At 62.1% G+C, this 22,635-nt stretch carries 16 protein-coding genes and 1 riboswitch; of the genes, 7 read left to right on the forward strand and 9 right to left on the reverse strand.

The features are described 5' to 3' along the window. Positions 1 to 403: 403 nt before the first annotated feature. The gene (locus tag CSE6_RS20460) at positions 404 to 1,687 is read left to right on the forward strand and encodes a YhjD/YihY/BrkB family envelope integrity protein (protein WP_231905930.1); all 1,284 of its coding nucleotides are present in this window, start codon (positions 404 to 406) and stop codon (positions 1,685 to 1,687) included. 102 nt (positions 1,688 to 1,789) lie between these two features. Here the strand turns inward: CSE6_RS20460 and CSE6_RS20465 are convergent, their stop codons facing one another. Beyond that, positions 1,790 to 2,146, reverse strand: a complete 357-nt coding sequence (locus CSE6_RS20465) for a DUF962 domain-containing protein (RefSeq protein WP_003063755.1) — start codon at positions 2,144 to 2,146, stop codon at positions 1,790 to 1,792. A gap of 252 nt (positions 2,147 to 2,398) precedes the next feature. On the opposite strand from CSE6_RS20465, the gene CSE6_RS20470 reads away from it, so the two are divergent. Next, a complete protein-coding gene (locus tag CSE6_RS20470; RefSeq protein WP_059441317.1) occupies positions 2,399 to 3,211 on the forward strand; it encodes an alpha/beta fold hydrolase in 813 nt (270 codons plus the stop codon). On the opposite strand, the gene CSE6_RS20475 is transcribed toward CSE6_RS20470, so the two are convergent. The 4 genes from CSE6_RS20475 to CSE6_RS20490 are packed head-to-tail and all read right to left on the reverse strand — an operon-like array spanning position 3,197 to position 7,753. Then, the gene (locus CSE6_RS20475) at positions 3,197 to 4,084 is read right to left on the reverse strand and encodes a PoNe immunity protein domain-containing protein (RefSeq protein ID WP_059441318.1); all 888 of its coding nucleotides are present in this window, start codon (positions 4,082 to 4,084) and stop codon (positions 3,197 to 3,199) included. The genes CSE6_RS20470 and CSE6_RS20475 overlap by 15 nt on opposite strands. A gap of 17 nt (positions 4,085 to 4,101) precedes the next feature. Then, a complete protein-coding gene (locus CSE6_RS20480; protein WP_059441319.1) occupies positions 4,102 to 4,911 on the reverse strand; it encodes an alpha/beta fold hydrolase in 810 nt (269 codons plus the stop codon). A 28-nt stretch (positions 4,912 to 4,939) separates the two neighbouring features. After that, a complete protein-coding gene (locus CSE6_RS20485; protein WP_059441320.1) occupies positions 4,940 to 6,439 on the reverse strand; it encodes a DUF4303 domain-containing protein in 1,500 nt (499 codons plus the stop codon). Positions 6,440 to 6,454: 15 nt separating this feature from the next. Then, positions 6,455 to 7,753: an O-acetylhomoserine aminocarboxypropyltransferase gene (locus CSE6_RS20490; protein ID WP_003076227.1), complete on the reverse strand. Its 1,299-nt coding sequence runs from the start codon at positions 7,751 to 7,753 to the stop codon at positions 6,455 to 6,457. A 253-nt stretch (positions 7,754 to 8,006) separates the two neighbouring features. Here CSE6_RS20490 and CSE6_RS20495 point away from each other — a divergent pair, with 253 nt between their 5' ends. Further along, positions 8,007 to 8,459: a CBS domain-containing protein gene (locus tag CSE6_RS20495; protein ID WP_003053381.1), complete on the forward strand. Its 453-nt coding sequence runs from the start codon at positions 8,007 to 8,009 to the stop codon at positions 8,457 to 8,459. A gap of 81 nt (positions 8,460 to 8,540) precedes the next feature. Here CSE6_RS20495 and CSE6_RS20500 read toward each other — a convergent pair whose 3' ends face one another. Continuing rightward, positions 8,541 to 8,807, reverse strand: a complete 267-nt coding sequence (locus tag CSE6_RS20500) for a hypothetical protein (RefSeq protein WP_003053383.1) — start codon at positions 8,805 to 8,807, stop codon at positions 8,541 to 8,543. Between the two features lie 67 nt (positions 8,808 to 8,874). On the opposite strand from CSE6_RS20500, the gene aroC reads away from it, so the two are divergent. Next, positions 8,875 to 9,972, forward strand: coding sequence for a chorismate synthase (gene aroC / locus CSE6_RS20505; protein ID WP_003053385.1), 1,098 nt, complete (start codon positions 8,875 to 8,877; stop codon positions 9,970 to 9,972). Between the two features lie 50 nt (positions 9,973 to 10,022). Further along, positions 10,023 to 11,858 carry a bifunctional UDP-sugar hydrolase/5'-nucleotidase gene (locus tag CSE6_RS20510; RefSeq protein WP_059441321.1) on the forward strand — a complete coding sequence of 612 codons (1,836 nt, stop codon included), beginning with the start codon at positions 10,023 to 10,025 and terminating at the stop codon, positions 11,856 to 11,858. Between the two features lie 144 nt (positions 11,859 to 12,002). Here the strand turns inward: CSE6_RS20510 and nrdR are convergent, their stop codons facing one another. The 3 genes from nrdR to CSE6_RS20525 all read right to left on the reverse strand — a co-directional run bounded on the left by nrdR (position 12,003) and on the right by CSE6_RS20525 (position 14,887). After that, complete coding sequence (gene nrdR / locus CSE6_RS20515) at positions 12,003 to 12,479, reverse strand: transcriptional regulator NrdR (RefSeq protein WP_003053388.1); 477 nt, start codon at positions 12,477 to 12,479, stop codon at positions 12,003 to 12,005. Positions 12,480 to 12,500: 21 nt separating this feature from the next. Beyond that, positions 12,501 to 13,748: a serine hydroxymethyltransferase gene (glyA, locus tag CSE6_RS20520; protein WP_003053390.1), complete on the reverse strand. Its 1,248-nt coding sequence runs from the start codon at positions 13,746 to 13,748 to the stop codon at positions 12,501 to 12,503. Positions 13,749 to 13,783: 35 nt separating this feature from the next. Next, positions 13,784 to 13,938, reverse strand: a riboswitch (ZMP/ZTP riboswitch). 115 nt (positions 13,939 to 14,053) lie between these two features. Beyond that, complete coding sequence (locus tag CSE6_RS20525; RefSeq protein ID WP_059441322.1) at positions 14,054 to 14,887, reverse strand: lytic transglycosylase domain-containing protein; 834 nt, start codon at positions 14,885 to 14,887, stop codon at positions 14,054 to 14,056. A gap of 870 nt (positions 14,888 to 15,757) precedes the next feature. On the opposite strand from CSE6_RS20525, the gene CSE6_RS20530 reads away from it, so the two are divergent. Together CSE6_RS20530 and CSE6_RS20535 are read left to right on the forward strand one after the other, a co-directional pair. Beyond that, on the forward strand, positions 15,758 to 19,654 hold the full coding sequence (locus CSE6_RS20530) for a DUF748 domain-containing protein (protein ID WP_059441323.1): 3,897 nt from the start codon (positions 15,758 to 15,760) through the stop codon (positions 19,652 to 19,654). A 215-nt stretch (positions 19,655 to 19,869) separates the two neighbouring features. Beyond that, a complete protein-coding gene (locus tag CSE6_RS20535; RefSeq protein WP_059441324.1) occupies positions 19,870 to 22,530 on the forward strand; it encodes a DUF349 domain-containing protein in 2,661 nt (886 codons plus the stop codon). Positions 22,531 to 22,635 lie beyond the last annotated feature (105 nt).

The following is a 22,635-nucleotide window of genomic DNA, read 5'->3' on the forward strand; positions in this document are numbered from 1 at the left end:
GACAGCCGCAACTGCTGCCGCGAACGTTGCCGCCGAGTCCAGACAGGTAGAGCAGCGCCAGGAACCCAGCCTCGATGGTCCGGGCCTACCGCTGGAGCCAGTGTTCGAACCCTTGCCCGATCTTGGCAACGATCTGGCTCGGCACGAACCCGTGCCAGCTCCTGCCGCGACGCCTGCGGCGGCATTCAGCACGGCAGCTCAGGGCTGGACCAGCTATTCCACGCCGAATACGACGCCAGCTCAGGAACAGAAAGCGGTGCATGCTTGCGTTTCAGGAGTGACCGACAGTCCTGACGACAGCTCGCAGCGCGTTGCCGAGAGCCCGCGCAGCAGCAGACTCGACAAGGCCAGGGCGCTGGCGGCTAGCTGCAAGGATCTGGCCGGGCGTATCCCCAAGCCCCAGATGCCCAGCCAGCAGGAGCTCAGGACTGAGCTGCGCCGCAGAAGCCGCCGTGCGCAGCAGCGCCTGCGTACCTTCCCCTGGCACAACACGGCCCAGGTGCTGCTGGCACGCTTCAAGGAAGACCGCCTGGGCGTGACGGCCAGCAGTCTTACTTTCACATCGCTGCTGGCGCTGGTGCCATTTTTTACCGTGGCGCTGGCCTTGTTCACGGCCTTCCCGATCTTTGGCAAGGCGCAGAAGGTGCTGGAGCGCTGGCTGATGGACAGCCTGATTCCCGAGACCATTGCGCGCCAGGTGCTGGGCTATCTCACGCAGTTTGCCTCCAAGGCCAGCCAACTGGGCCTGGTCGGCTTTTCCATACTGATGGTCACGGCGATTGCGCTGATCCTGACCATAGACCGCACGCTCAACAACATCTGGCGCGTGCGCCAGCTCAGGCCGCTGGGCCAGCGCGTGTTGATCTACTGGGCCGCCATCACGCTGGGGCCGCTGCTGCTGGGCCTGAGCCTGGTGCTGTCGTCCTATGTGATGTCGGCCTCCAAGGGCATGGTCAATGCGCTGCCCGGCAGCCTGCGCTTTGTCTTTGATTCCATAGAGTTCGTGGTGCTGGCCGCCGGCATGGCCGGGCTCTACCACTATGTGCCCAACACGCCGGTGCGCTGGCGCCATGCCTTGGTGGGGGGCGTGTTTGTGGCCGTGTTCATGGAAGTGGCCAAGAAGGTGCTGGGCCTGTATCTGTCGTCCGTGCCGACCTACTCGGTGATCTACGGCGCGTTTGCCACGCTGCCCATCTTGCTGATCTGGATGTATGTGGCCTGGAGCATTGTGCTGCTGGGGGCTCTGGTCACGGCCTATCTGCCCACGGTGCTTGCCGGGGTGGAACGGCTGACAGGACATCGGGGCTGGCAGTTCGAGCTGGCCGTCGAGGTACTGCAATGCCTGGCCAAGGAGCGCGAGCTGCCGCACAAGGGCCTGTATGTGCACCAGCTTTCGCGGCGCCTGCGCGTGGAAGCCTCTCAGATTCAACCCGTGCTGCAGGCGCTGGCCAAGCTGGACTGGGTCGGGGCCGTGCAGCCGCCCGATGCCTATGTGTCGCTTGAGAGCACCGAGCCGCGCTATGTGCTGCTGGTCGATCCGCATGCCACGCGGGTCGAGCCCCTGGTGCAGAGCCTGTTGCTCGAGCCCTCAGAGGCCGTGCGGCCGCTGTGGCAGCGTGCCCAGCTCGATTCCATGACCATGGCCGAGCTGATTGCCGCGCCTGGAGGCAATATTCATAGAATTTGATGGCTGTGGGCGGATATCTATGAATATCTGCGCTCAAGATCGGGCTGCCGATTCGCTGCCTGCAAAGCAGGCCAGCGGGCGCGCTTCAGAGGGGGAGTGGCACTACATCTTGATGCGGCCCAGCAAGATGTCGCGCCACATCATCCAGTCGCCGAGAAAGCTGTAGAGCGGACGCTTGAAGCTGGCTGGCTTGTTTTTCTCAAAGCCGAAATGCCCCACCCAGGCAAAGGCATAGCCGCAGATCAGGCCTGCGAGCAAATACCACCAGTCGCCCGTCAAAAACAGCGCCAGCAGGAACACCAGCGACAGGCTGGTACCGATGAAGTGCAGCCGTCTGCAGGTGGCGTTGCTGTGCTCGCCCAGGTAGAAGGGGTAGAACTCGGCAAAGCTCTTGAACTGGCGCGGGTCCACGCTGGCTTTGACAGCGTCGTCCGGTTCTGAGGTCGTGGTCTGTGACATGGCGAACCCCGGTGAAGTTGATGCTGTTTTTATACTGCCGACAGCATGGCCAGGCCAGCGGGTTAGCGAGTGCTGGCAATTTGCTGCCGGAGGTCTTCGTCACCTGAACGACAGGCCATATACGGTAAGACTGCGCAAAATCGGCCAGATTCGTCATCTTTGCGGCCACTCCAGCTTCTGGCTAGGCTGCCATGAGCGTTCTCTTGCTAAGGTGACCGTGCACCTCATCGCCATTCAACCCAGACCCTGCCCATGTTTGACGACACCATGCCGCCCGTTGTGATCAGCTCCAGTGAAACCCGTGTTCAGACGCCCGACGGGCAGCTCCATGTCAAACGCTGGCAAGCGCAGGGCGGGGCGGCCAAGGCGCCGCTGGTGCTGATGCACGACTCTCTGGGCAGCGTGGATCTGTGGCGCGAATTTCCCGCGCAGCTGGCCGCGGCCACCGGGCGTGAAGTCATTGCCTATGACCGCCTGGGCTTCGGTCATTCGGACCCCAATCCGCATCGGCTTCAACCCAGTTTTGTGGAAAGCGAGGTCGAGGCCGGCTTCACGCCGCTTCATCAGGCGCTGGGTCTGGACGCTTTCGTGATGCTGGGACACAGCGTGGGCGGCGGCATGGCGGCCATGGTGGCAGCTGAGTATGGACGGCAATGCCAGGCGTTGATTACCGAATCGGCCCAGAGCTTTGTCGAAGACCGCACCTTGCAGGGCATCAGGGCGGCGCGAGACAACTTTGCCCAGCCCGGCCAACTGGAGCGGCTTGCCCGCTACCATGGCGACAAGGCGGCCTGGGTGCTGTCAGCCTGGGTGGACACCTGGCTGAGCCCGCCTTTCGCGCATTACCGGCTGGATGCGGCCTTGAGACAGGTGCATTGCCCGGTGCTGGCGATCCACGGCGAGCTTGATGAATTCGGCTCCCTCGTGCATCCGGAGAACATCTGCACCTGGGCGCAGGGCCCTTGCGAAGCGGAAATCATTGCCGGCGGCGGCCATGTGCCGCACCGCGAGCTGCCTGATCGCATCAGCAGCCGCATCGCCGGTTTTCTGTCAAGAATCGCCTGACTCTGTTTGAGCCAGGCGCCCGCGGGCGTAGTCGACCAGATCAGCCGGGTAGTGCGGGCTGCTGCGCAAAGCGCTGTCATCCCAGCCATAGAGCACGGCCAGGGCGGCCACCTCCAGTGCCCAGTAGCCCGTGCCCAGCCACGGACTGCCTTTCTTCTGCTGCTTGGGCGAGAGCTTGAGAAACTCCTGGTACTGGGTTTGCAGATAGGGCAGCAGTGGGTCAGGCAGAGCTTCGAGCTGTTCAAAAAAAGGCTTCATGGCGCCGTAAGGGCGTTTGTGGAAAAGCTCCTCGCTGACCTGCTGCAGCTGCAGACCGCCTGCGCACAGATAATCCAGCAACTGGTCCGTATCGAAGGCCAGCACATGCTCATCGATCGCCGGTACGTCATCCTGCGCATCCAGCAGTGTGGCCAGTGACAGCAGGGTCACGGCAACAGCGTAGTCGTCAGCGCGTGTGTTGATGGGCGGAGCTACGCCATAGTCCTCGCCAGTCTCCTGCGCCATGCTGGCGCGCGCATGCTCGGCCACCGAGGCGGCATCAATCCACAGCGCGGTCACTTCCTGGTAGATGGGGCGCAGCACATCACCGTTCAGGCCCAGATCGATACCATAGATCAGCAGCCAGCGCGCCTGCTCGCCCGCTTCCTTCCATTTCCAGTAGTTCTCCAGCGCGGCATGTGCCTGGAAATCCTGGTGAGCTTTATAGCTATCGCTGTTGGCAAAGCGCTTGAGCGCGCTCAGTGCTTGCTTCCAGTCGGCTTTTTTATCGCTCAGATTGAGATTGCGCCGGGGCTGCAAACCGGTCAGTGAAATCTTGGCCCATTCGGCGCAGGCGGCAGCCAGTTGGCCGTGGTGCTGGAAGGTTTGGCTCATGGCCCAAGCTTAATGGCTCATGCAGCCAGAAAATCCCGAATCGCAAACAGCGTCGCATCGGGCGACTCCGTCATCTGGTTGTGGCCGTTGGGAATGATCTGCACGCTCACCGTTTTGCCCGCGCCTTTGGCGGCTTCTATCAAGCCTTTTGCAGCCTTGGGTGGTGTCATCTGGTCTTGCTCGCCCAGCACAAACAGAAGCGGGCAGCTGACCTGCGTCATGGCCGCTTCGCCGCCCGCATAGCTGTCACAGGCCTTGAAGCCTGCATGCAGCAGATTCGTGTGAGCATTGCTGGCCAGCACGCGGCGGCCCAGGGCCACGCCGGCGCCAAACACCCAGCTGCCTGCGCCATTGGGCGGTGCCAGCGTGGCGCGCGAGAAGGTGTTGACCATCTGGATGGCTTTCTCGGGCGTATTCAGGGCCGACTCCAGCAGCGCGGGCGAGACCTTCATGGGGAAGGCCGTACCCACCAGCACCAGATGGCTGATGCGGTCCTGCAGCCTGGCCGCAGTCTCCATGGCAATCAGACTGCCCCAGCTATGGCCGATCAGCGCAGCTTGCTGCAGGTTTGCCGCATCCATCAGCGCGCCTATGAAGCCTGCAGCCTCCTCGACGGATTCCGGTGCTTGGCCGCCGCTTTTGCAATGGCCAGGCAAATCGATGGCCAGCACGTTCCAGCCGTGATTGGCCATGTAGCGGCTTTGCAGCGCCCAGACACTGTGATCGCAGAGCACGCCGTGGATGAAAATGGCCGTGGGCTTGGCCGCGTCGAAAGCCTTGCCGCCGGTGTAGGCGTAGATGTCTGCGCCTTGCACATTGATTTGCATGTTTGTCTCCGGTTCTGTTCTTTGTGATTCAGCAGTGTTCATTCAGCCATTGCTGAGCCAGCTCGCGTATGTCGTCGCTGGCATCGTGTTCAGCGGCATGCTCAATCGTGGCGCGCTGCGCTGCGCTGGCTTTTTTCCAATACCGCAGGCCCAGCATGGCCTGATAACGTACGTTTTCGTTGCGGTCGTGACTCAGGGCTTGTGCCAGTACAGGAGTGATGCGCCTGCCCGCAGCGGCCCCAAGGCTTCGCTCTCCCATGATGCAAGCCGCATGAACGCGCACCAGAGCGTGAACGGACTGCAGAGCGAGCAGGGCTTGCTCCAAATCCTCAACCCGAAGGCTGCAATAACCGGTTCCGGGTGATAGCTCTTCATTCAGCGCCTGGGTCAAGGCCGGATGCTTGAGGTCGAGCGCCCGCTCCAGCGGCGCATAGTCAAGGTGCAGGGCCGTGGTGCCTGGTTTGCTGTTCCAGGAACGGTAGGGATAGGCAATGCCTTGCGCGATTCTGTCCACAGGCACGGCCGTGGTGCCTATTTGCTGCTGCAGCCATTCCTGGTCACCTAACGACCCCAAGGCACTGGCGCACCAGCCTCGCTCGCTTTCTTCCCGGGTGCTGCGGATGGGGGCCTGAACCTGCCGACGCAGTGCAGTCAGTACCTGTTCGTCTCGGTAAGCTATCTGGGCCAGCAACATGGCCGCGCGCCACTGTTTGCCAGGCCGATTCAGCATGGGCAGCAGCGCATGGGCCACCTGGCTGTGATTCATGGCAAGCAGCGCAGTCTCGGCCTCTTCCCCCAGCAATTGCGCCTCTTTTGGGCTCAGTCCCAGTTCCGGGCACCCGATACCTTCAAGACAGCTCAGATGGTATTGCAGCTGTTGAGCGGGGGAGAGCGCGGCAACTCTGGCGCGTCTTTGCGCTTGCTGGTCATGGCTGGGAAACAATGCAAGAAAGCGTGCCTCCCCCATGCACTCGCGTGCCATGGCTTCGCATTCCTGAGTGTCTTCCACATAGATCAGCACCGCAAACTCTGGAGTGAGCTGGCCGGACCAGGGCGATTTTTGGCAGGCTTTGGTCAGTTGCTTGCAGATGCGGATCAGCGCCTTGATCAGCTGCGCCTCGGTACGCAACCAGTGGGCAGGCGTGCTTTTATTGGCCTCGGCCAGCAAGGCTTGTTCCAGTTGCTCCAACTCCTGAGAGTCCGAGGCTGAATCCAGCTCCTCCCATTCCCAATCCGGCGGGTTCCAGCGCAGAGTGCCCAACTGGCCGGTATCCAGGTCGAATTCGGACAAGCGACCCTGCGGCTCGGGGGCATTCACCATTTGTGAATAAGCCTGCTCGCTATTGGCAGACAGCGTGGGCAGGTAAATGGGGCCGTCCTCCTCGCGGTACAGGCCGTTCAGTGCCAGTGCGTAGATGCTTTCTTGAGGGTTCGCGGCCAGGAACGCCTGAGCATCTTGCCAGTAGATGCTGAATAAAGTCTGTTCAAACTGCTTCCAGTCCAGCGATGCAGAAGTTGTGGCAACCATGTTTGTTCAGGTCTCTCAGGCTGCTTTCTCGGCCGCCTTCAGCGCGCGCTTGAGGTCGTCGATCAGGTCGTCGGCGTCTTCCAGGCCGATCGACAGGCGGATCGTTCCCTGGCCTATGCCGGCCTGGGCCAGGGCCTCGTCGCTCATGCGGAAATGCGTGGTGCTGGCAGGGTGGATCACCAGCGAGCGGCAGTCGCCCACATTGGCCAGATGGCTGAAGACCTTCAGCGTTTCGATGAACTTCTTGCCCTGGTTGCGGTTGCCGGCAATGTCAAAGCTGAACACCGAGCCGGCGCCGCGCGGCAGCAGCTTCCTGGCCAGGGCGTGCGAGGGGTGGGTCTCCAGCATGGGGTGGCCCACGCGGCTGACCAGCGGGTGGCTGGCGAGGAACTGCACCACTTTTTCGGTGTTGCGCATATGGCGCTCCATGCGCAGCGGCAGAGTCTCTATGCCTTGCAGGATCAGCCAGGCGCTGTGCGGGCTCATGCAGGCGCCGAAGTCACGCAGGCCTTCGCGGCGAGCGCGCAGCAAAAATGCACCCGTGGTGGACTCCTCGCTGAACACCATGTTGTGAAAGCCGTCATAGGGCTGGGTCAGCTCGGGAAAGCGCCCCGATTTTTCCCAGTCGAAGCTGCCGCCATCGACGACGATGCCGCCGATCACCGTGCCGTGGCCGGACAGGAACTTGGTGGCCGAGTGATAGACGATGTCCGCGCCATGCTCGAAAGGCTTGATCAGCCAGGGCGAGGTCAGCGTCGAGTCCACCAGCAGCGGCACGCCGGCTTCGTGGGCGATCTGGCTGACCGTGGGAATGTCCAGCACATCCAGGCCGGGGTTGCCCACGGTCTCACCAAAGAACAGCTTGGTGTTGGGGCGCACCGCAGCCTTCCAGCCATCGATGTCGCCTGGCTTGACGAAGGTAGTCTCTATGCCGAAGCGCGCCAGCGTGTAGTGCAGCAGGTTCTGCGAGCCGCCATACAGGGCCGTGCTGGCCACGATATGGCTGCCCGCGCCCATCAGCGTGGCAATCGACAGGTGCAGCGCCGCCTGGCCGCTGGCCACGGCAATTGCGCCCACGCCGCCTTCCAGGGCCGAGACGCGTTGCTCGAGCACCGCGTTGGTGGGATTGGAGATGCGGCTGTAGACGTGGCCGGGGCGCTCCAGATTGAACAGGCTGGCCGCGTGGTCGCTGGATTCGAAGACAAAGGACGTCGTCAGATGGATGGGTACGGCACGTGCGCCGGTGGCGGGGTCGGGCTGGGCGCCTGCATGCAGGCTCAGGGTGTCAAAGCCGGGGTCAGAGTAGCCGGGCATGTTTTGTCTCCATGGCTGGTTTTGATCGACGCAATGTGTGATCGAGCACGCAATCAAATATCGATTTGGTCGGATAGACGAATGAATATGTGGAAATTCATATGTTTCGTCATTGATTTAGTTTTTCTCAATGCAAGCCATTGTGGGCTATATTTGTGCACGCACCTGCATTCTGTGCAAAGCGATGCCGCATGTGCTGACACATGCAGGACAAAAGCTGCCACAGCGTGCCAAACAGATTCGGAGAACAGCAATGAAAGTTAGTGACATCCTGCGCGTCAAAGGCAATACCCTGTACACGGTGTCGCCCGACGAAAGCCTGGCCGCGGCGGTGCAGGTGATGTCGGAGAAGGACATTGGCTCGCTGGTCGTGATGGATCACGGCGATGTGGTGGGCATGCTCACCTTCCGCGAAGTGATCCAGGGCTTTGTGAAGACCGGCGGCGTGGAGAACATCTCCGTGCGCGGCGCCATGGACGACGCGCCCATGACCTGCACCATGGAAACCGATATGGACGAGGTGCGCCGCATGATGCTGGACCGCCATGCGCGCTACATGCCCGTGATGGACAAGCGCATGCTGATGGGCGTGATCTCGCTGTACGACGTGGCCAAGGCCGTGGTGGACAGCCAGAACTTCGAGAACCGCATGCTCAAGGCCTATATCCGCGACTGGCCCGAAGGCGAGCGCCAGGGTGCCGAATAAGCCAGCTTTTGCTGCAGACCCCGCCGAGGCGGGGTTTTTCATGTCCAGCCTGATGTGCTCTGCAGGCGACGCAGCGCTGCCTTATGGCTGTCGGTCGGCTGGGCTGTGCGGACTCTGCAATACAGTTGTTGGCGACTTTGCCTTGCGCAGGCCCTTGAGCAGCAGCCCCACAAAGCACAGCAAGGCGACACCCAGGCCCACCATCATGCCGATCACGGCCTTGCCGTAGCCGCAGGCATACTGGCCCGCGCAGCGCGACGGTGCAAATTCGAAGAACAGCAGACCGCCGACGCCGCCGATCACTACGGACACCAGGGCCGAGGCCAGAATAAACGCAAGTTTGAGCATGGTGAAAAGACTTTAGGCAGGACAGTGTGCAGCCGTCAATCATCACTTCAACGATAATCGGCAGCCTATGAGCGGCAATACCTTCGGCACAATTTTCACGGTCACCAATTTCGGTGAGTCCCACGGCCCGGCCATTGGCTGTGTGATTGACGGCTGCCCTCCGGGCATGGCCTTGAGCGAGGCGGACATCCAGCATGATCTGGATCGACGTCGCCCCGGCACCAGCAAGTTCGTCACCCAGCGCAACGAGCCCGATGCCGTGGAGATTCTCTCCGGCGTCTACGAAGGCAAGACCACGGGCACGCCGATTGCGCTGCTGATCCGCAACACCGACCAGCGTAGCAAGGATTACTCCAATATCGCGCAGAGCTTTCGTCCCGGTCATGCCGACTATGCCTACTTCCAGAAGTACGGTATCCGCGATCCGCGCGGCGGTGGCCGCTCCTCGGCACGCCTGACAGCGCCCACGGTGGCAGCGGGTGCCGTGGCCAAGAAATGGCTCAAGGAAAAGTTCGGCACCGAGTTCCGCGCCTGCATGACCCAGATCGGCGAGCTGCCCATAGGTTTCGAGAGCTGGGAGCATGTGCCGAACAACCCCTTTTTCGCGCCCGTGGCCGATGTGAGCCGCTTCGAGGAATACATGGAGCAGCTGCGCAAGAGCGGCGATTCCTGCGGCGCGGCGCTGCGTGTGAACGCCAGCAATATGCCGGTCGGCCTGGGCCAGCCCCTGTATGACCGCCTGGACGCCGACATCGCCTACGCCATGATGGGTCTGAACGCCGTCAAGGCCGTGGAGATCGGCGCGGGCTTTGACAGCGTGGCCCAGCGTGGCACCACGCATGGCGATTCGCTGAGCCCCGAGGGTTTCCGCAGCAATAACGCGGGCGGCATCGTGGGCGGCATCAGCACCGGCCAGGATCTGGAAGTGCGCATCGGCATCAAGCCCACCAGCTCCATCATCACGCCGCGTGAGTCCATAGATGTGCATGGCCAGAGCACCGAAGTCATCACCAAGGGGCGCCACGACCCCTGCGTGGGCATCCGCGCTGCGCCGATTGCCGAGGCGCTGCTGGCGCTGGTGGTGATGGACCATGCGCTGCGTCACCGTGCGCAGAATGCCGATGTGGATTCCGGCCTGGCCCCGATTCCGGCATCGGCCGCCTGACATCGCCCAGACCTCTTTGTGCGTTAAAACCTCTGACTCAGGAGAGTCCGATGGTTGCAGCTGACAAAAAACCGGATCAACGCCAGCCTCGCGCCCTGTCGCCGGGCTGGCGTTGCGCTTTGCGCAATGCCTTCCGCCCCATATGCGCTGGGCTGCTCGTGCTGGGTTTGAGTGCTTGCGGTGGCGGTGCGCTCAGGCCGGCCAGCATGGAGATCACCTTGCTGGGCTTCAATGACCTGCACGGCCATCTGGAGCCGCCCGGACTGGCCGTGACGGCCCAGAACGCGCAGGGACAGAACATTGCCGTGCCCGCTGGTGGCGTTGCCTACATGGCCCGGGCCATCGCCCAGCGCCGCCAGGCCAGCCGCCATGTGGCGCTGGTCACGGCCGGGGACATGATCGGGGCCTCGCCCATGGTCTCCGCTCTGTTTCTCGATGAGCCGACGATAGAGGTGCTCAACCTCATGAGGGTGGACTTCGCGGCCACCGGCAATCACGAATACGACCAGGGCGTGGCCGAGCTGCTGCGCATGCAGCATGGGGGCTGCGAGAAGTTCACCAGCAAGCAGCCATGCCAGATCAGCCAGCCCTTCAAGGGGGCGGAGTTCCCGTTTCTCGCGGCCAATACGCTGCGTGAAGACGGCCGGCCGCTGTTTCCTGCGACCGGGCTGAAGTTCTTCGAGCAGGACGGTCTGCGCATAGGCGTGGGCTTCATCGGCATGACACTCAGGAACACGCCGCATATGGTGCGGCCCAGCGGGGTCAGAGGGCTGACATTCGCCGACGAGGCACAGACGGCCAATGCGCTGATCCCCCAGCTGAGGGCGCAGGGGGCCGATGTGATCGTGGTGCTGATCCATGAGGGCGGAGCCACCACTTCGGGCCTGCAGGACGATAGCTGCCAAGGGCTGTCTGGCGCCATCGTCCCGATTCTGGAGCAGCTCTCTGGCGAGGTCGATGTGGTGATCTCCGGTCATACCCACCGCTCCTATGTGTGCGATTACGCCAGGGTGAATGCCCGCAAGCCGTTCCTGCTGACCAGCGCGGGTCAGTACGGCACGCTGCTGACCGAAGTCAGACTGACGGTGGATGCGCACACACGCCGCGTCAGCCGCAAATCGGCGCACCAGCATATCGTGCAGGGCGAGGCCTATCGCAGCGCTGCCGGTCTGGTGAGTCTGCAGCCCGAATTCCCGGTCCTTGATGCCGACGCCCCTGTTGCAGCGTTGGTGGCGCGCTACAAGGCTGCGGCCCGGCCGCTGGCCGAGGCCGGCGCAGGACGGCTGGCCGCTGCTGCCAGCCGCGTGCCGCAAGCCAATGGCGAAAGCGTGATGGGGCGCATCGTGGCCGACGCCATACATGCTGCGACGCGCGATGCTGCTGCGGGCGGAGCGCAGTTGGCCTTTGTGAACCCCGGCGGTGTGCGCGCCGACCTGCTGCCTGCAGCCGACGGCAGCGTGACTTATGGACAGTTGTTCAGCGTTCAGCCGTTCGGCAATACGCTGATGGTGATGAGTCTGACGGGCGAGCAGATTCGCCAGGCGCTGGAGCAGCAATTCGACAGCGGCAGCAACACCGTGAATGCGCCACGCATCCTGCAGGTCTCCGAGGGCTTCAGCTACCGCTTCGACCGTCGCCTGCCCGCGGGCCGGCGCGTGAGCGAGCTGCGCCTCAACGGCCGGTTGCTCAAGATGTCACAGCGCTACCGCGTGGGACTGCAGAGCTATCTGGGCAGCGGCGGCGACAATTTCAGCATTTTCACGCAAGGCATCGACGTGGTGGGCGGCATGCTGGATCTGGATGCACTGGCGGAGCATGTACGCGAACAAAGCCGCAGCGGGCCGATGGCGCTACCTTTGAAGGAGCGTATTACGTGCGTTCATTAAGGAAATCAGATAAAAAATTGTCTGATTTCCTTTTAGACCATGCGTTAGATGCTCATTAGTTCATAGCTGATGCCTGCCATCAAGCGCGCAAAACAAAAGCCACCCAAGGGTGGCTTTTGGCATGGCAAGGCACGGCGGTCAGGGCTAGGGCTTTTTGGCGGCCTTGGCCTTGGGGCTGCGAACCTCATCCATGATGTTCTTGAAGTCGTCCACATCCTCGAAGCTGCGGTAGACGCTGGCAAAGCGGATATAGCCGACCTTGTCCAAGCCCTTGAGTTCATCCATCACCAACTCGCCAAGGCGGCTGGAATCGATTTCACGCTGGCCCAGATTGAGCAGCCTGTCCTCGATGCGCTCTATGGCTGCGTCGATGAGTTCGGTGCTCACGGGGCGCTTGCGCAGCGCGATCTGAAAAGAGCCTTGCAGCTTGGCGCGCTCGTATTCGATACGGCGGCCGTCTCTCTTGACCACGGTGGGAAAGCTGACCTCGGGGCGCTCGTAGGTCGTGAAGCGCTTGTCGCAGCCGCCGCAGCGGCGGCGGCGGCGGATGAAGCCCCCGTCCTCGGACTCGCGGGTCTCAACCACTTGCGTGTCCGGATGGTTGCAGAAGGGGCACTTCATGACAGCTCAGCGCAGCAGGATTTACTTGCTGTAGACAGGGAACTTGGCGGTCAGCTCGGCCACCTTGGCGCGCACGGCAGCCAGATTGGCTTCGTCTTCGGGCTTGTCCAGCACATCGGCCACCAGATTGGCGGTGATGCGGGCTTCTTCCTCGCCGAAACCACGGGTGGTCATGGCGGGCGTGCCGATACGGATGCCGCTGGTCACGAAAGGCTTTTCGGGGTCATTGGGGATGGCGTTCTTGTTCACGGTGATGTGAGCCAGACCCAGGGCCGCTTCGGCAGCCTTGCCGGTAATGCCCTTGGCGCGCAGGTCCACCAGCATCACGTGGCTTTCGGTGCGGCCGGAGACGATGCGCAGACCGCGCTCGGTCAGCGTTTCGGCAAACACCTTGGCATTCTTCACGACCTGTTCCTGGTAGGCCTTGAACTCGGGAGTCAGGGCTTCCTTGAATGCCACGGCCTTGCCGGCGATGACATGCATCAGGGGGCCGCCTTGCAGGCCGGGGAAGATGGCGCTGTTGATGGCCTTCTCGTGCTCGGCCTTCATCAGGATCACGCCGCCACGGGGGCCACGCAGGCTCTTGTGGGTGGTGGTGGTGACCACGTCGGCATGGGGCACGGGGTTGGGGTACACGCCTGCGGCAATCAGGCCGGCATAGTGGGCCATGTCCACCCAGAAGATGGCGCCGACTTCCTTGGCGATCTTGGCGAAGCGCTCGAAGTCGATGCGCAGGGCATAGGCGGAAGCGCCAGCCACGATGATGCGGGGCTTGTGCTCGCGGGCCAGCTCTTCGAGCTTGTCGTAGTCGATGGCTTCGTCGGCATTCAGACCGTAGGAGACGGCCTTGAACCATTTGCCGGACATGTTCAGCGCCATGCCGTGGGTCAGGTGACCGCCTTCGGCCAGGCTCATGCCCAGAATGGTGTCGCCTGGCTTGGCGAAAGCCATCAGCACAGCCTGGTTGGCCTGAGAGCCGGAATTGGGTTGCACGTTGGCGGCTTCGGCGCCAAAGATCTGCTTGATGCGGTCAATGGCCAGCTGTTCGACCACGTCCACATGCTCGCAGCCACCGTAGTAGCGCTTGCCGGGATAGCCTTCGGCGTACTTGTTGGTCAGCTGGGAGCCCTGGGCTTCCATCACTGCGGGCGAGCAGTAGTTCTCGCTGGCGATCAGCTCGATGTGCTCTTGCTGGCGATGGTTTTCAGCTTCAATAGCTGCAAACAGTTCGGGGTCGACTTTCGCGACGGTATCGGTGCGTTGAAACATGGCAGTCCTGTGAACTTAGAAATTCCCTTGAGGCCAAGGGCTGCCCAGGCGAACGGCTGAAACGCTTGCAGGTTGCAGTCGCTGCGACCCTGGGCGGTACGCTCCCCGGTGGTTCACAGACCTTGCAGTCTGCCGGATTCCACGTCAGCGGCAGAAAATTCTGCGCCTATCGCCAGTTGCGTACACCCGCTAGTGTAGCTGAGCTGGCATGGCTGAAGAACCTATGCCCGTTTTTCCCGCAGGACCTGGCCGGGGCATAAAAAAAGCTGGCCGGAGCCAGCTTGAGAAATGCAGGGGTCTGTCGCTTAGAGGTTGGAGTTGGCCAGTGCCACTTGCTGAGCGTGAGAGACCTTGGTGGCTTCGTCGGACTTGGCCGTCATCAGCGGGCTGGCCTGCAGGCCCACGCCCTGGCGCAGACGCTGGTGTTCGGCAAGCACCTTGGCCGCATAGCCGCCGTCCGAAGGAAGATTGGCTGCACCCACGTAATAGCGCAGGCCACCCTCGATGGAGCCGGCACGGGCAATGCATTCCTTGAGCACCTTGACGCCGACCTTGAGATTGGTCACTGGGTCGAAGGCAGCGTGCTGGCCGCCAAAGCTTTCGTACTTGTCGGTGTGCACGGAAGTCATCACCTGCATCAGGCCCTGGGCACCAACCGAACTTTGGGCAAACGGGTTGAAGCTCGACTCAATGGCCATGATGGCCAGAATCAGCGTCGGGTCCAGCTTGTTGGCTTTGCCCTGGACATAGGCTTCGCTGACCAGGGCTGCAATCGGCTCGGGCGCAACCCGGTATTTTTTGCTGAGCCAATAGGCCACAGCCGCCTGCTCCTTGGGCAGGTTCTTGGGGTTGACGGCCGTGGCGCGGTCGCTGGCGACGACGATGTTGGTGGAAGCAGGGGCTTCCTCCACTTCGGCGGCAGCCACCACGGTGCTGGCGGGCAGGCGTGTGTCGAGCCACTCGCGCAGCTCGGTTGCACCGGCCAGACGCAGGTCCGGACGAGAGATCAGAATCAGGGCCGAAATGGCCACGGCCAAGCCCAGCAGGGCGAAACCGTTGTGAGTAAGAGCAAGAAAACCGTGGGCCGTCTTATGGCCCAACGTTCGCGCAGAGGCGATTAATTTTCCTGACGCTGGCATAGCTTGTCCTTTCTTGGCTATCGCCCGAGGTCGCACCGGATCAATCTCGCGGTACAACCAGGACAACTGGCCGATGAGGTTTGCTGCGGGCCGATTAAAAGCGCCCCTTGGGGCGCCGATCGGTCTGCTCAGTCGTGAGGCAGCGGAAACAAAAAACGCTCATTTCGAGCGCTGGCGGATTCTAGAAGCGCCCTAAATATTCAGTCAACACTAACAAAAATACTTTTTAGATTTTAAAATTATATAAAAACTGTATGAATGTACAGCTTGCTCAAAAAATTACAGCAAAAAATCACGGATTCAAGAGGTGTATACGCTCACATCGTTTTATTTGTCATCAAGGCGAAATAAAGTGCAAAAAGCCTGGTAGCCCTACGCGAGCACAGATATAGTGAATTTGCCTGCACGTTGCAGGTGCTTGCCAAAGGAAAGGAAAAGCAAATTCCGCCGAGGCCTTTGATTCCATGGGCTGTTGGCACTTGCTCTTTATCTTCGCTTGAGGCACAAAAGGGAGCAATCGTTGCTTCCAGCGGCAAGGACCACACCCTCCTTGATCCGCGAAAAACGGCCCGGTCTGGTACCGGCCGTAAAGCCCGGAAGTCGGTTTCGCCACTTCCGGGCTTTGTCATTTCCGGCGTTGTCTTTTCTCTGCAGCGCATTGTTTGCATTTTTCGCGCTCATCTGCCTCTGGTCGGCATTCCTATGGCGCAAACTTCTCCCTGGAAACGCCTCTTGCCTCTATCTATATATAGAGCGCAATCTAGATACACCAGGGTGCGCTCAAGGTACAGTGGTGTTCCGGGCGCGCGGCGGGTCCCGCCCCTGAGAGTCTTGGAAGGCTTTCAATCTCTGCATCAATAACAATTGCCCATGTCCTTGCTCACATCGAATCGCTGGCTTCGCCGGCTGATCTGGTCTGTTCTTGCTCTTTTGCTGTTATGGCTGCTGCTCTGGGCGGTAGTGCCCTGGGTGGCTAAAAGCCAGCTGGAAAAACGGGCTGCCGAGAAACTGGGGCGCGGCGTCCATGTGGGCAAGATCGAGTTTGCGCCCTGGGCCATGTCCATCACCCTGCATGAACTGGTGATCGATAAGGCTATAAAAAAAGTAGCTGAAACCGCTGATGCAGAGAGCTCTGTGGCTCAGAAAAATCTGAAATCCGCCGCCGAGCCACAGCTGCAGATCAAGCGCATCTTCATCAATGCCAGCGCGCAGTCCTTGTTCAGGCTCGCTCCTGTGCTGGATGCGATCGAGGTCGATGCGCCGGTGGTGCGCCTGACGCAGCATTCACTGGGCAAGCTCGATATCGACGATGTAATTGCCAAGCTCTCCGAGCCCGATGACGAGGAGCCGTCCAAGCCCCTGAGCTTTGCGCTCTACAACATTGCCTTGCGCGACGGCCGTATCGAGCTCAATGACGAGTTCGTGCAGCGCAAGCACGAGCTCAAGGACTTGCAGCTGAGCATTCCTTTCATCAGCAATCTGGCCTCCAAGCGCGAGATCAAGGTGCTGCCGCATCTGGCTTTCGATCTCAACGGCAGCAAGTTCGATACCTCGGGCGAGAGCACGCCGTTCACTGACACCCGCCAGACGGCGATGCAACTCAAATGGGAGCACATCGATCTGGCCCCTTATCTGGGCTATGTGCCTGCCAGCGTTCCCGTGCAGCCTCTGTCTGGCGTGCTGGACACGGATCTGCAGATCAGCTTCGAGCAAAAAGACCAGCCTGTGGTCAGCATCAGCGGCAAGCTGGCCTTGAGCAATGTCGCGGTGCAGGATCGCCAGAGTGCGCCGCTGCTGAACTTTGAGGCGCTGGAGGTGCAGCTCAAGAATGTTCAGCCTCTGCAGAACCAGATTGCGCTCGAATCGGTGCGCTGGGTCAAGCCCGAGGTTCATGCCAGCCGCAATGCGCAGGGCGTGATCAACTGGCTGGGGCTGAATGCGCCGTCCACTGCTGCAGCAGCGCCCGCCGAAAATGCAGAGCCTGAGTCTGATTCCTCCGACGCCAAGGCTTCGGTCCAGGCGGGCACCAAGGCCGAGGCGCCTGCCCAGTCCCTCGCAGTGAGCGTGAAACAGTTCGATATTGATAGCGCTACAGTGCATTGGAGGGATGCTGCTACAGGCGCGGCGCCTGCGGCGCTGACCCTGGCTCCTTTGATGCTGCAGGCCAAGAATCTGGCTTGGCCCATGAATGCGCCTTTGCAACTGACGGCCACTGCAGGTTTGCAAACGGCTGAGCAGGCCCGGGTGGAAGGGGCTGCCAGGCTGGCTGTGGATGGAGAAGCCACGGACAAGGCGGGCAAGCTCAATCTCAAGCTCGAGCAGTTGCCGCTGCAATGGGTGCAGCCCTATATGCAAGCGCACTTCAAGCCGCAGCTCAGCGCCATGCTCAATACCGATGCCCGGATTTCCTGGGGTGAGGGCGGAGTCGTGGCAGAGGTGGCCGAGCTGACTGCCGACAAGCTGCAGCTGCAGGACAAGCAGGCCCCTGTCAATATCGAACAGATCAAGGTCAGCGGCGTTCAGGTCGATCTTGCTGCCCGGCAGGTGCAGGTGGAGGCCATTGCCGTGCAGAAGCCGCAACTCGCGGCTCTGCGTGACGCACAAGGGCACTGGATGTACGAGCGTTGGTTGCCCGTGGCATCGCCTGCAGCCAGGCCGGCAACGCAGGGCAGCAAGGTGGAGCCGGGCAAACCTTGGTCGGTCAAGCTGGCAGCGATTGCCGTGGATGGCGGTGCGCTGCAGTTTCGCGATGCAGCACCTGTGCAAGGCGGGAATGCACGGCCCGTGCAGCTGGATGTGAGCGCCTTGCGCATACGCCTGGGGGCTTTCGAGCCTCTGGCGGCCAAGGCAGCGCCGACTCCGCTGGAGGTCTCGGCTCAGCTGGCTGCCAGTCGCCGTGTGCAGGCTGGTCATATTCAGTTCAAGGGGCAGCTGGGTCTGACCCCTGTTTCGGCTCGGGGGCAGTTGCAGGCCCGTGCCGTGCCCTTGCATGCGCTGGAGCCGTATTTCGGTCACAAGCTCAATGTGGATCTGGTGCGTGCCGACGGCAACTTCCGGGGCAAGCTTAACTATCTGGCCCATGCCAAGGGGCCGCAGCTGTCTGTGTCGGGCGATGTGGAGCTCAACGACCTGCGCGTACGCTCCACGCTTGCGGCCCCGGTGCAGGAAGAGGTGGGCAAGCCCAGTACCGCCAAGGGCGCGCTGACGGCAGTGCTCAATGACTCAACGGCAGACCGTGCCAAGGCACTGGCTGCGCGCACAGGTCTGGGTCTGGGCGATGATTTGCTGGCCTGGAAAACGCTGATGGTGCGCGGCCTGGACCTGAATATGCAACCGGCTCAGCCGCTGCGGGTGAGCGTGCGCGAAACCGCGCTGAGCGACTTTTTTGCGCGCGTCATCGTGCAGCGCAACGGCCGCATCAATCTGCAGGACATTGTGAAGACCGAAAAGTCCGAGCAGTCCGTCGCACAGAACGAAGAGGCGAACGCCCAGGCGGCTGCTGGCGAGAAGCCCGAGCTCAGCAGACCCGTGGCTGAGCCCGTAAAGCCCGAAGATGTCGGCCCCGCGCCCATCATCAAGGTCGGGCCCATTGTGCTGACGGGCGGCAAGGTGCAGTTTTCCGACTATTTCATTCAGCCCAACTACTCGGCCGATCTGAGTGAGCTGAACGGCCGTCTGAGCGCCTTCTCTTCGCAGGCTCCTGCAGGCCAGGTAGAGCCGCAAATGGCCGACCTTGAAATCAAGGGCAAGGCCCAGGGTACGGCGAAGCTCGATATCAGCGGCAAGGTCAATCCGCTGGCCAAGCCTCTGGCGCTGGATGTACGCGCCCAGATGAATGACCTGGAGCTGTCGCCGCTGTCGCCATATTCCATCAAGTACGCGGGCTATGGCATAGAGCGCGGCAAGCTCTATATGGATGTGAACTACAAGGTGCAGCCTGATGGGCAGCTCACGGCATCGAACAAGCTGGTGCTGCGCCAATTGACCTTTGGCGACAAGGTGGAGGGCGCGCCCGCATCGCTGCCCGTCAAGCTGGCTGTGGCCCTGCTGTCCGACCGCAACGGCGTGATCGATCTCGATGTGCCTCTGAGCGGCTCGCTCAACGACCCGCAGTTCCGTCTGGCGCCCATCATCTTCAAGGTGATCGGCAACATCATCATGAAGGCAGTGACCGCGCCGTTTGCGCTGTTGTCGGGGGCGTTCTCGGGTGGCGACGAGTCAGGCGCAGTCAACTTTGCGCCGGGCAGCGCCAAGCTCGACGGCAAGGCCAGGGAGCAACTGGCCAAGATCGTCAAGGCACTCAACGACCGCCCCGCGCTCAAGATGACTGTGGTGGGCGAGTCGCGTGAGGCCGAAGACAAGGAGGCCTGGAAGACTGAAGAGCTGGATCGTCTGCTGCTGGCCCAAAAGCGCCGCAACGTGATTCGCGAAGGCAAGAGTGGAGACGAGGTGATGGAGTTCAGCGATGCCGAGCGTCCGGCTCTGCTCAAGGCCGTTTACGGTCGAGCCGACATCAAAAAGCCCCGCAACATGGTCGGAATGGCCAAGGATCTGCCTGCAGACCAGATGACGGCGCTGCTGGTGGCCAGCATCAAGGTGCCTGACGATGCCATGCGCGAGCTGGCGCTGGCGCGCGGTGTGGCTGTGCGGGACTATCTGGCCACGCAACAGCTGCCGCTGGAGCGCTTGTTCCTGGGCGCTCCCAAGCTGGATGTGCAGGACAAGGACTGGACGCCACGTGCCCAGTTGAGTCTGTCTGCGCAGTGATGAAAGTGCTGCGAAACACCTTGCGATTTCGCATTTTTTGGCTTGCCTTTAAATAAAGGCGAAAATACCGGTTTGCCCAGGTGCTCATGTGCCTGGGCTTGCGCTTGGAAAGTCTGCCCTCATGTGGGTTGGCACTGGCCCGTTGCAGCGTTGACTGCGCTGGCTGCCAAGCATTTTCTGACCCTTACATGACATCTATTTCTCCTAGCAGCACCATGTCTGATGCATCTGAAGTGAACCCGGCCTCTGCCAAGAATACTGAGCAACATCCGCTGGATGCATTGACGGGTGGTGCTTTCTCCGCCGAGACGTCGGGTGATCGCGCCGCGCGCATTCGCGACTGGTTGGCGACTCAGCCCACGGTCGAGCAACTCCAGGACGTTCACAAGGAACTGAGCAAGGGCGACAAGAGTGCTGCCCGTGCCGTGCGCGAGCGCCTTGACGAAATCCGTCGCACCGCGAATCAGGAAAAAATTTCCGTGGAATGGGCCGAGAAGGCTCAGGCACTGCTGGCTGCAGAGCCCTTCGATGCCGCGGCTGCAGCTGCCTGGCAGCGTGATGCCGCCAAGGCCGGTGCCGCGCTGTCGCGCGAGCCTCTGTCGCAGTTCAAGGCCCGATTGGGCGAGCGCGTGAAGGCGGTGGAAGACCTGCAGCATCGCACCCAGGTGCAGCGCGAAGTGGCGCTGCTGCTGGCGCAGCGCATCGAAGTGCTGTCCACCAAGTCCTGGAAGGATGCCAAGGCGGTGCTGGAAGCCCTGGGAGTCGATGTTGCGCGTTGGCAGGAGCAGGCCAAGGAGCTGACCGGTGACGCCAGCTGGGGCAGCGTGGACGGCCGTTTCCCGCCTCAGCTGGAAGCAGCCTCTGCACAACTGGCGCTGGTTTGGGATGCTTTCCAGTCTGCACTGGCACAGACCGAGGCTGCTGCTGCCGACGAGGCAGCGCCGTTGCCCACGGTCCCCGTCTGGGCCGACGAAATCCGCGTGGCCCGTGGTCTGCCTCCCGAAGCCGCTGCTGTGGAAGTGGCCAAGCCCGCCGCACCGCGCGCAGCCGCCGCTGGCCGTGGCAAGCCCACGCCCGAGCAGGTGGACGCAGCCAAGGCTGGCCTGGGCCAGGCCCTGCAGGCGCTGAAGGCAGAAACTGCAGCTGGCAACAGCCAGGCCGGCTCCGAAGCCGTGCAAGCCATGCGCGCAGCCATCAAGGCCCATGGCCGTTTTGTGGACGAGGCGCTGGTGGGCGAAGTGCATGACGCCCTGTTGGCCGCCGGTGAGGCCGAGGGTTGGCAGCGCCATCTGGCCGAGAAACTGCGCGAGGACCTGGTGGCCAAGGCCGAAGCCTTGCTCAACCGTCCCGAAGGCCAGGCACTGGGTGGTCGCAAGATCCAGGAAACCCTGCGCAGCCTGCGCGAACAATGGAAGCAGGCCGACCAAGGTGCCATGGCCAATCATGCGCTGTGGAAGAAGTTTGACGAGGCCTGCAACGCTGCCTACAAGGTGGTCGAGTCCTGGCACGACAAGATTCGTCAGGACAGCACGCAGGCCAAGGCGCAGCGTCTGGCGCTGATCGAAGAAATCAAGGCCTGGGCTGCAAGCAATGCGGCCAGCCAGGACTGGAAGAGCATGTTGCGCGCGCTGCGCCAGTTTGGCGAGCGCTGGCGTGAAAGCGGCCATATCGGCGAAAAGCTGTTTGCCGAACTGCAGCCCCTGTTCAAGCAGGCCATGGCTGCTGCCGAAGCGCCCCTGCAGGCTGCACAAAAGGCCAGCCTGGAGCGTCGCCATGCCATGATCGACGAAGCCACGGCCTTGGGCGCAGCCCCCAGCCTGCGTATCGACGCCGTGAAGGCGCTGCAGCAGCGCTGGCAGGCCGAAGCCCAGGTGGTTCCGCTGGATCGCAAGCACGAGCAAAAGCTCTGGGATGCATTCCGCAAGCCGCTGGACGATGCCTTCAATCGCAAGAGTGTGGAGCGTGGTGGTCGCAGCCAGGTGGCGGTTGAGTTGTCCGAGCATGATCGTCGGGTGCTGGATGCGTCCAAGGCGGTCGAGGCGGCCAATGCCAGCGGCGATGCGCAAAAGATTCACGCAGCGCTGGCCGAGCTCGAAGCAGCCATCAAGGCTCAGCCCGCCAAGTCTGATGAAAACCAGCCCCAGGGCCAGGCAGAGCAAGCGTCTGAGGCTGTTGAGGCGCAAGCGAGCGAAGCCGCTGCAGTGGCCAAGCCGGCACGTCCCGTGGTGGCCGTGCGTGGCGATGACCGCCCTGGCATGAGGAAGGAAGCGGCAGCTGTTGCAGGTGGTCGTCCTGGTGATCGCAAGGATGGCGGCCGTGGACGCGATGCAGCGCGCGGTGGCCGCGATGGTCGCGATGGTCGCGACAGCCGTGATGCCGGCCGTGGCCGTCGCGAGTTCACGCGAGAGGAGCGCGGACCGCGCCTGGCCGATCCGGCCTTCCGCGCCCAGCGTGATGCCGTGGAGCATGCCCAGGAAGCTCTGCGCAAGCTGGCGGCACAGGCGCACGGCGAAGCGCTGACTCAGCTGCTCGGTGCCTGGCAGGCTCGTGATGCTGCGCAGCTGCCATCGGCTCAGCAACTGGGCAGCAAGGTGACGGCGCCTGTGCGCTCTTCCTGGTCCGGTGCTGTGGCTGCTGCACCCAAGGGCAATGCTGCAGAGGCCCTGCTGCGCCTGGAAATGGCTGCCGATGTACACACTCCTGCCGATCAGCTGGCGGCACGCCGTGCGCTGCAGCTGCAGATGCTGACCCGCCGCAACGATCCTTCTCCCCAGCAGACCTGGGGTCAGGACGTGGCCACTGTGCTGGGCAGTGCCAGCGATGAGGTATCTGCCCGTCGCCTGCAGACCGCACTCAAGCAATTGCTGCGCAAGTAAGCGACATATCGCCTCGATGGGAGGCGGTTGCCAAAGAAAAAGGGAGTCGTTGAGCTCCCTTTTTCGTATGTGCTGCGTACTGTCAGAGGGAGTCGGGGGCGCCAA

The sequence above is a fragment of the Comamonas sp. E6 genome (assembly GCF_001010305.1).
Lineage (GTDB): Bacteria > Pseudomonadota > Gammaproteobacteria > Burkholderiales > Burkholderiaceae_C > Comamonas > Comamonas thiooxydans.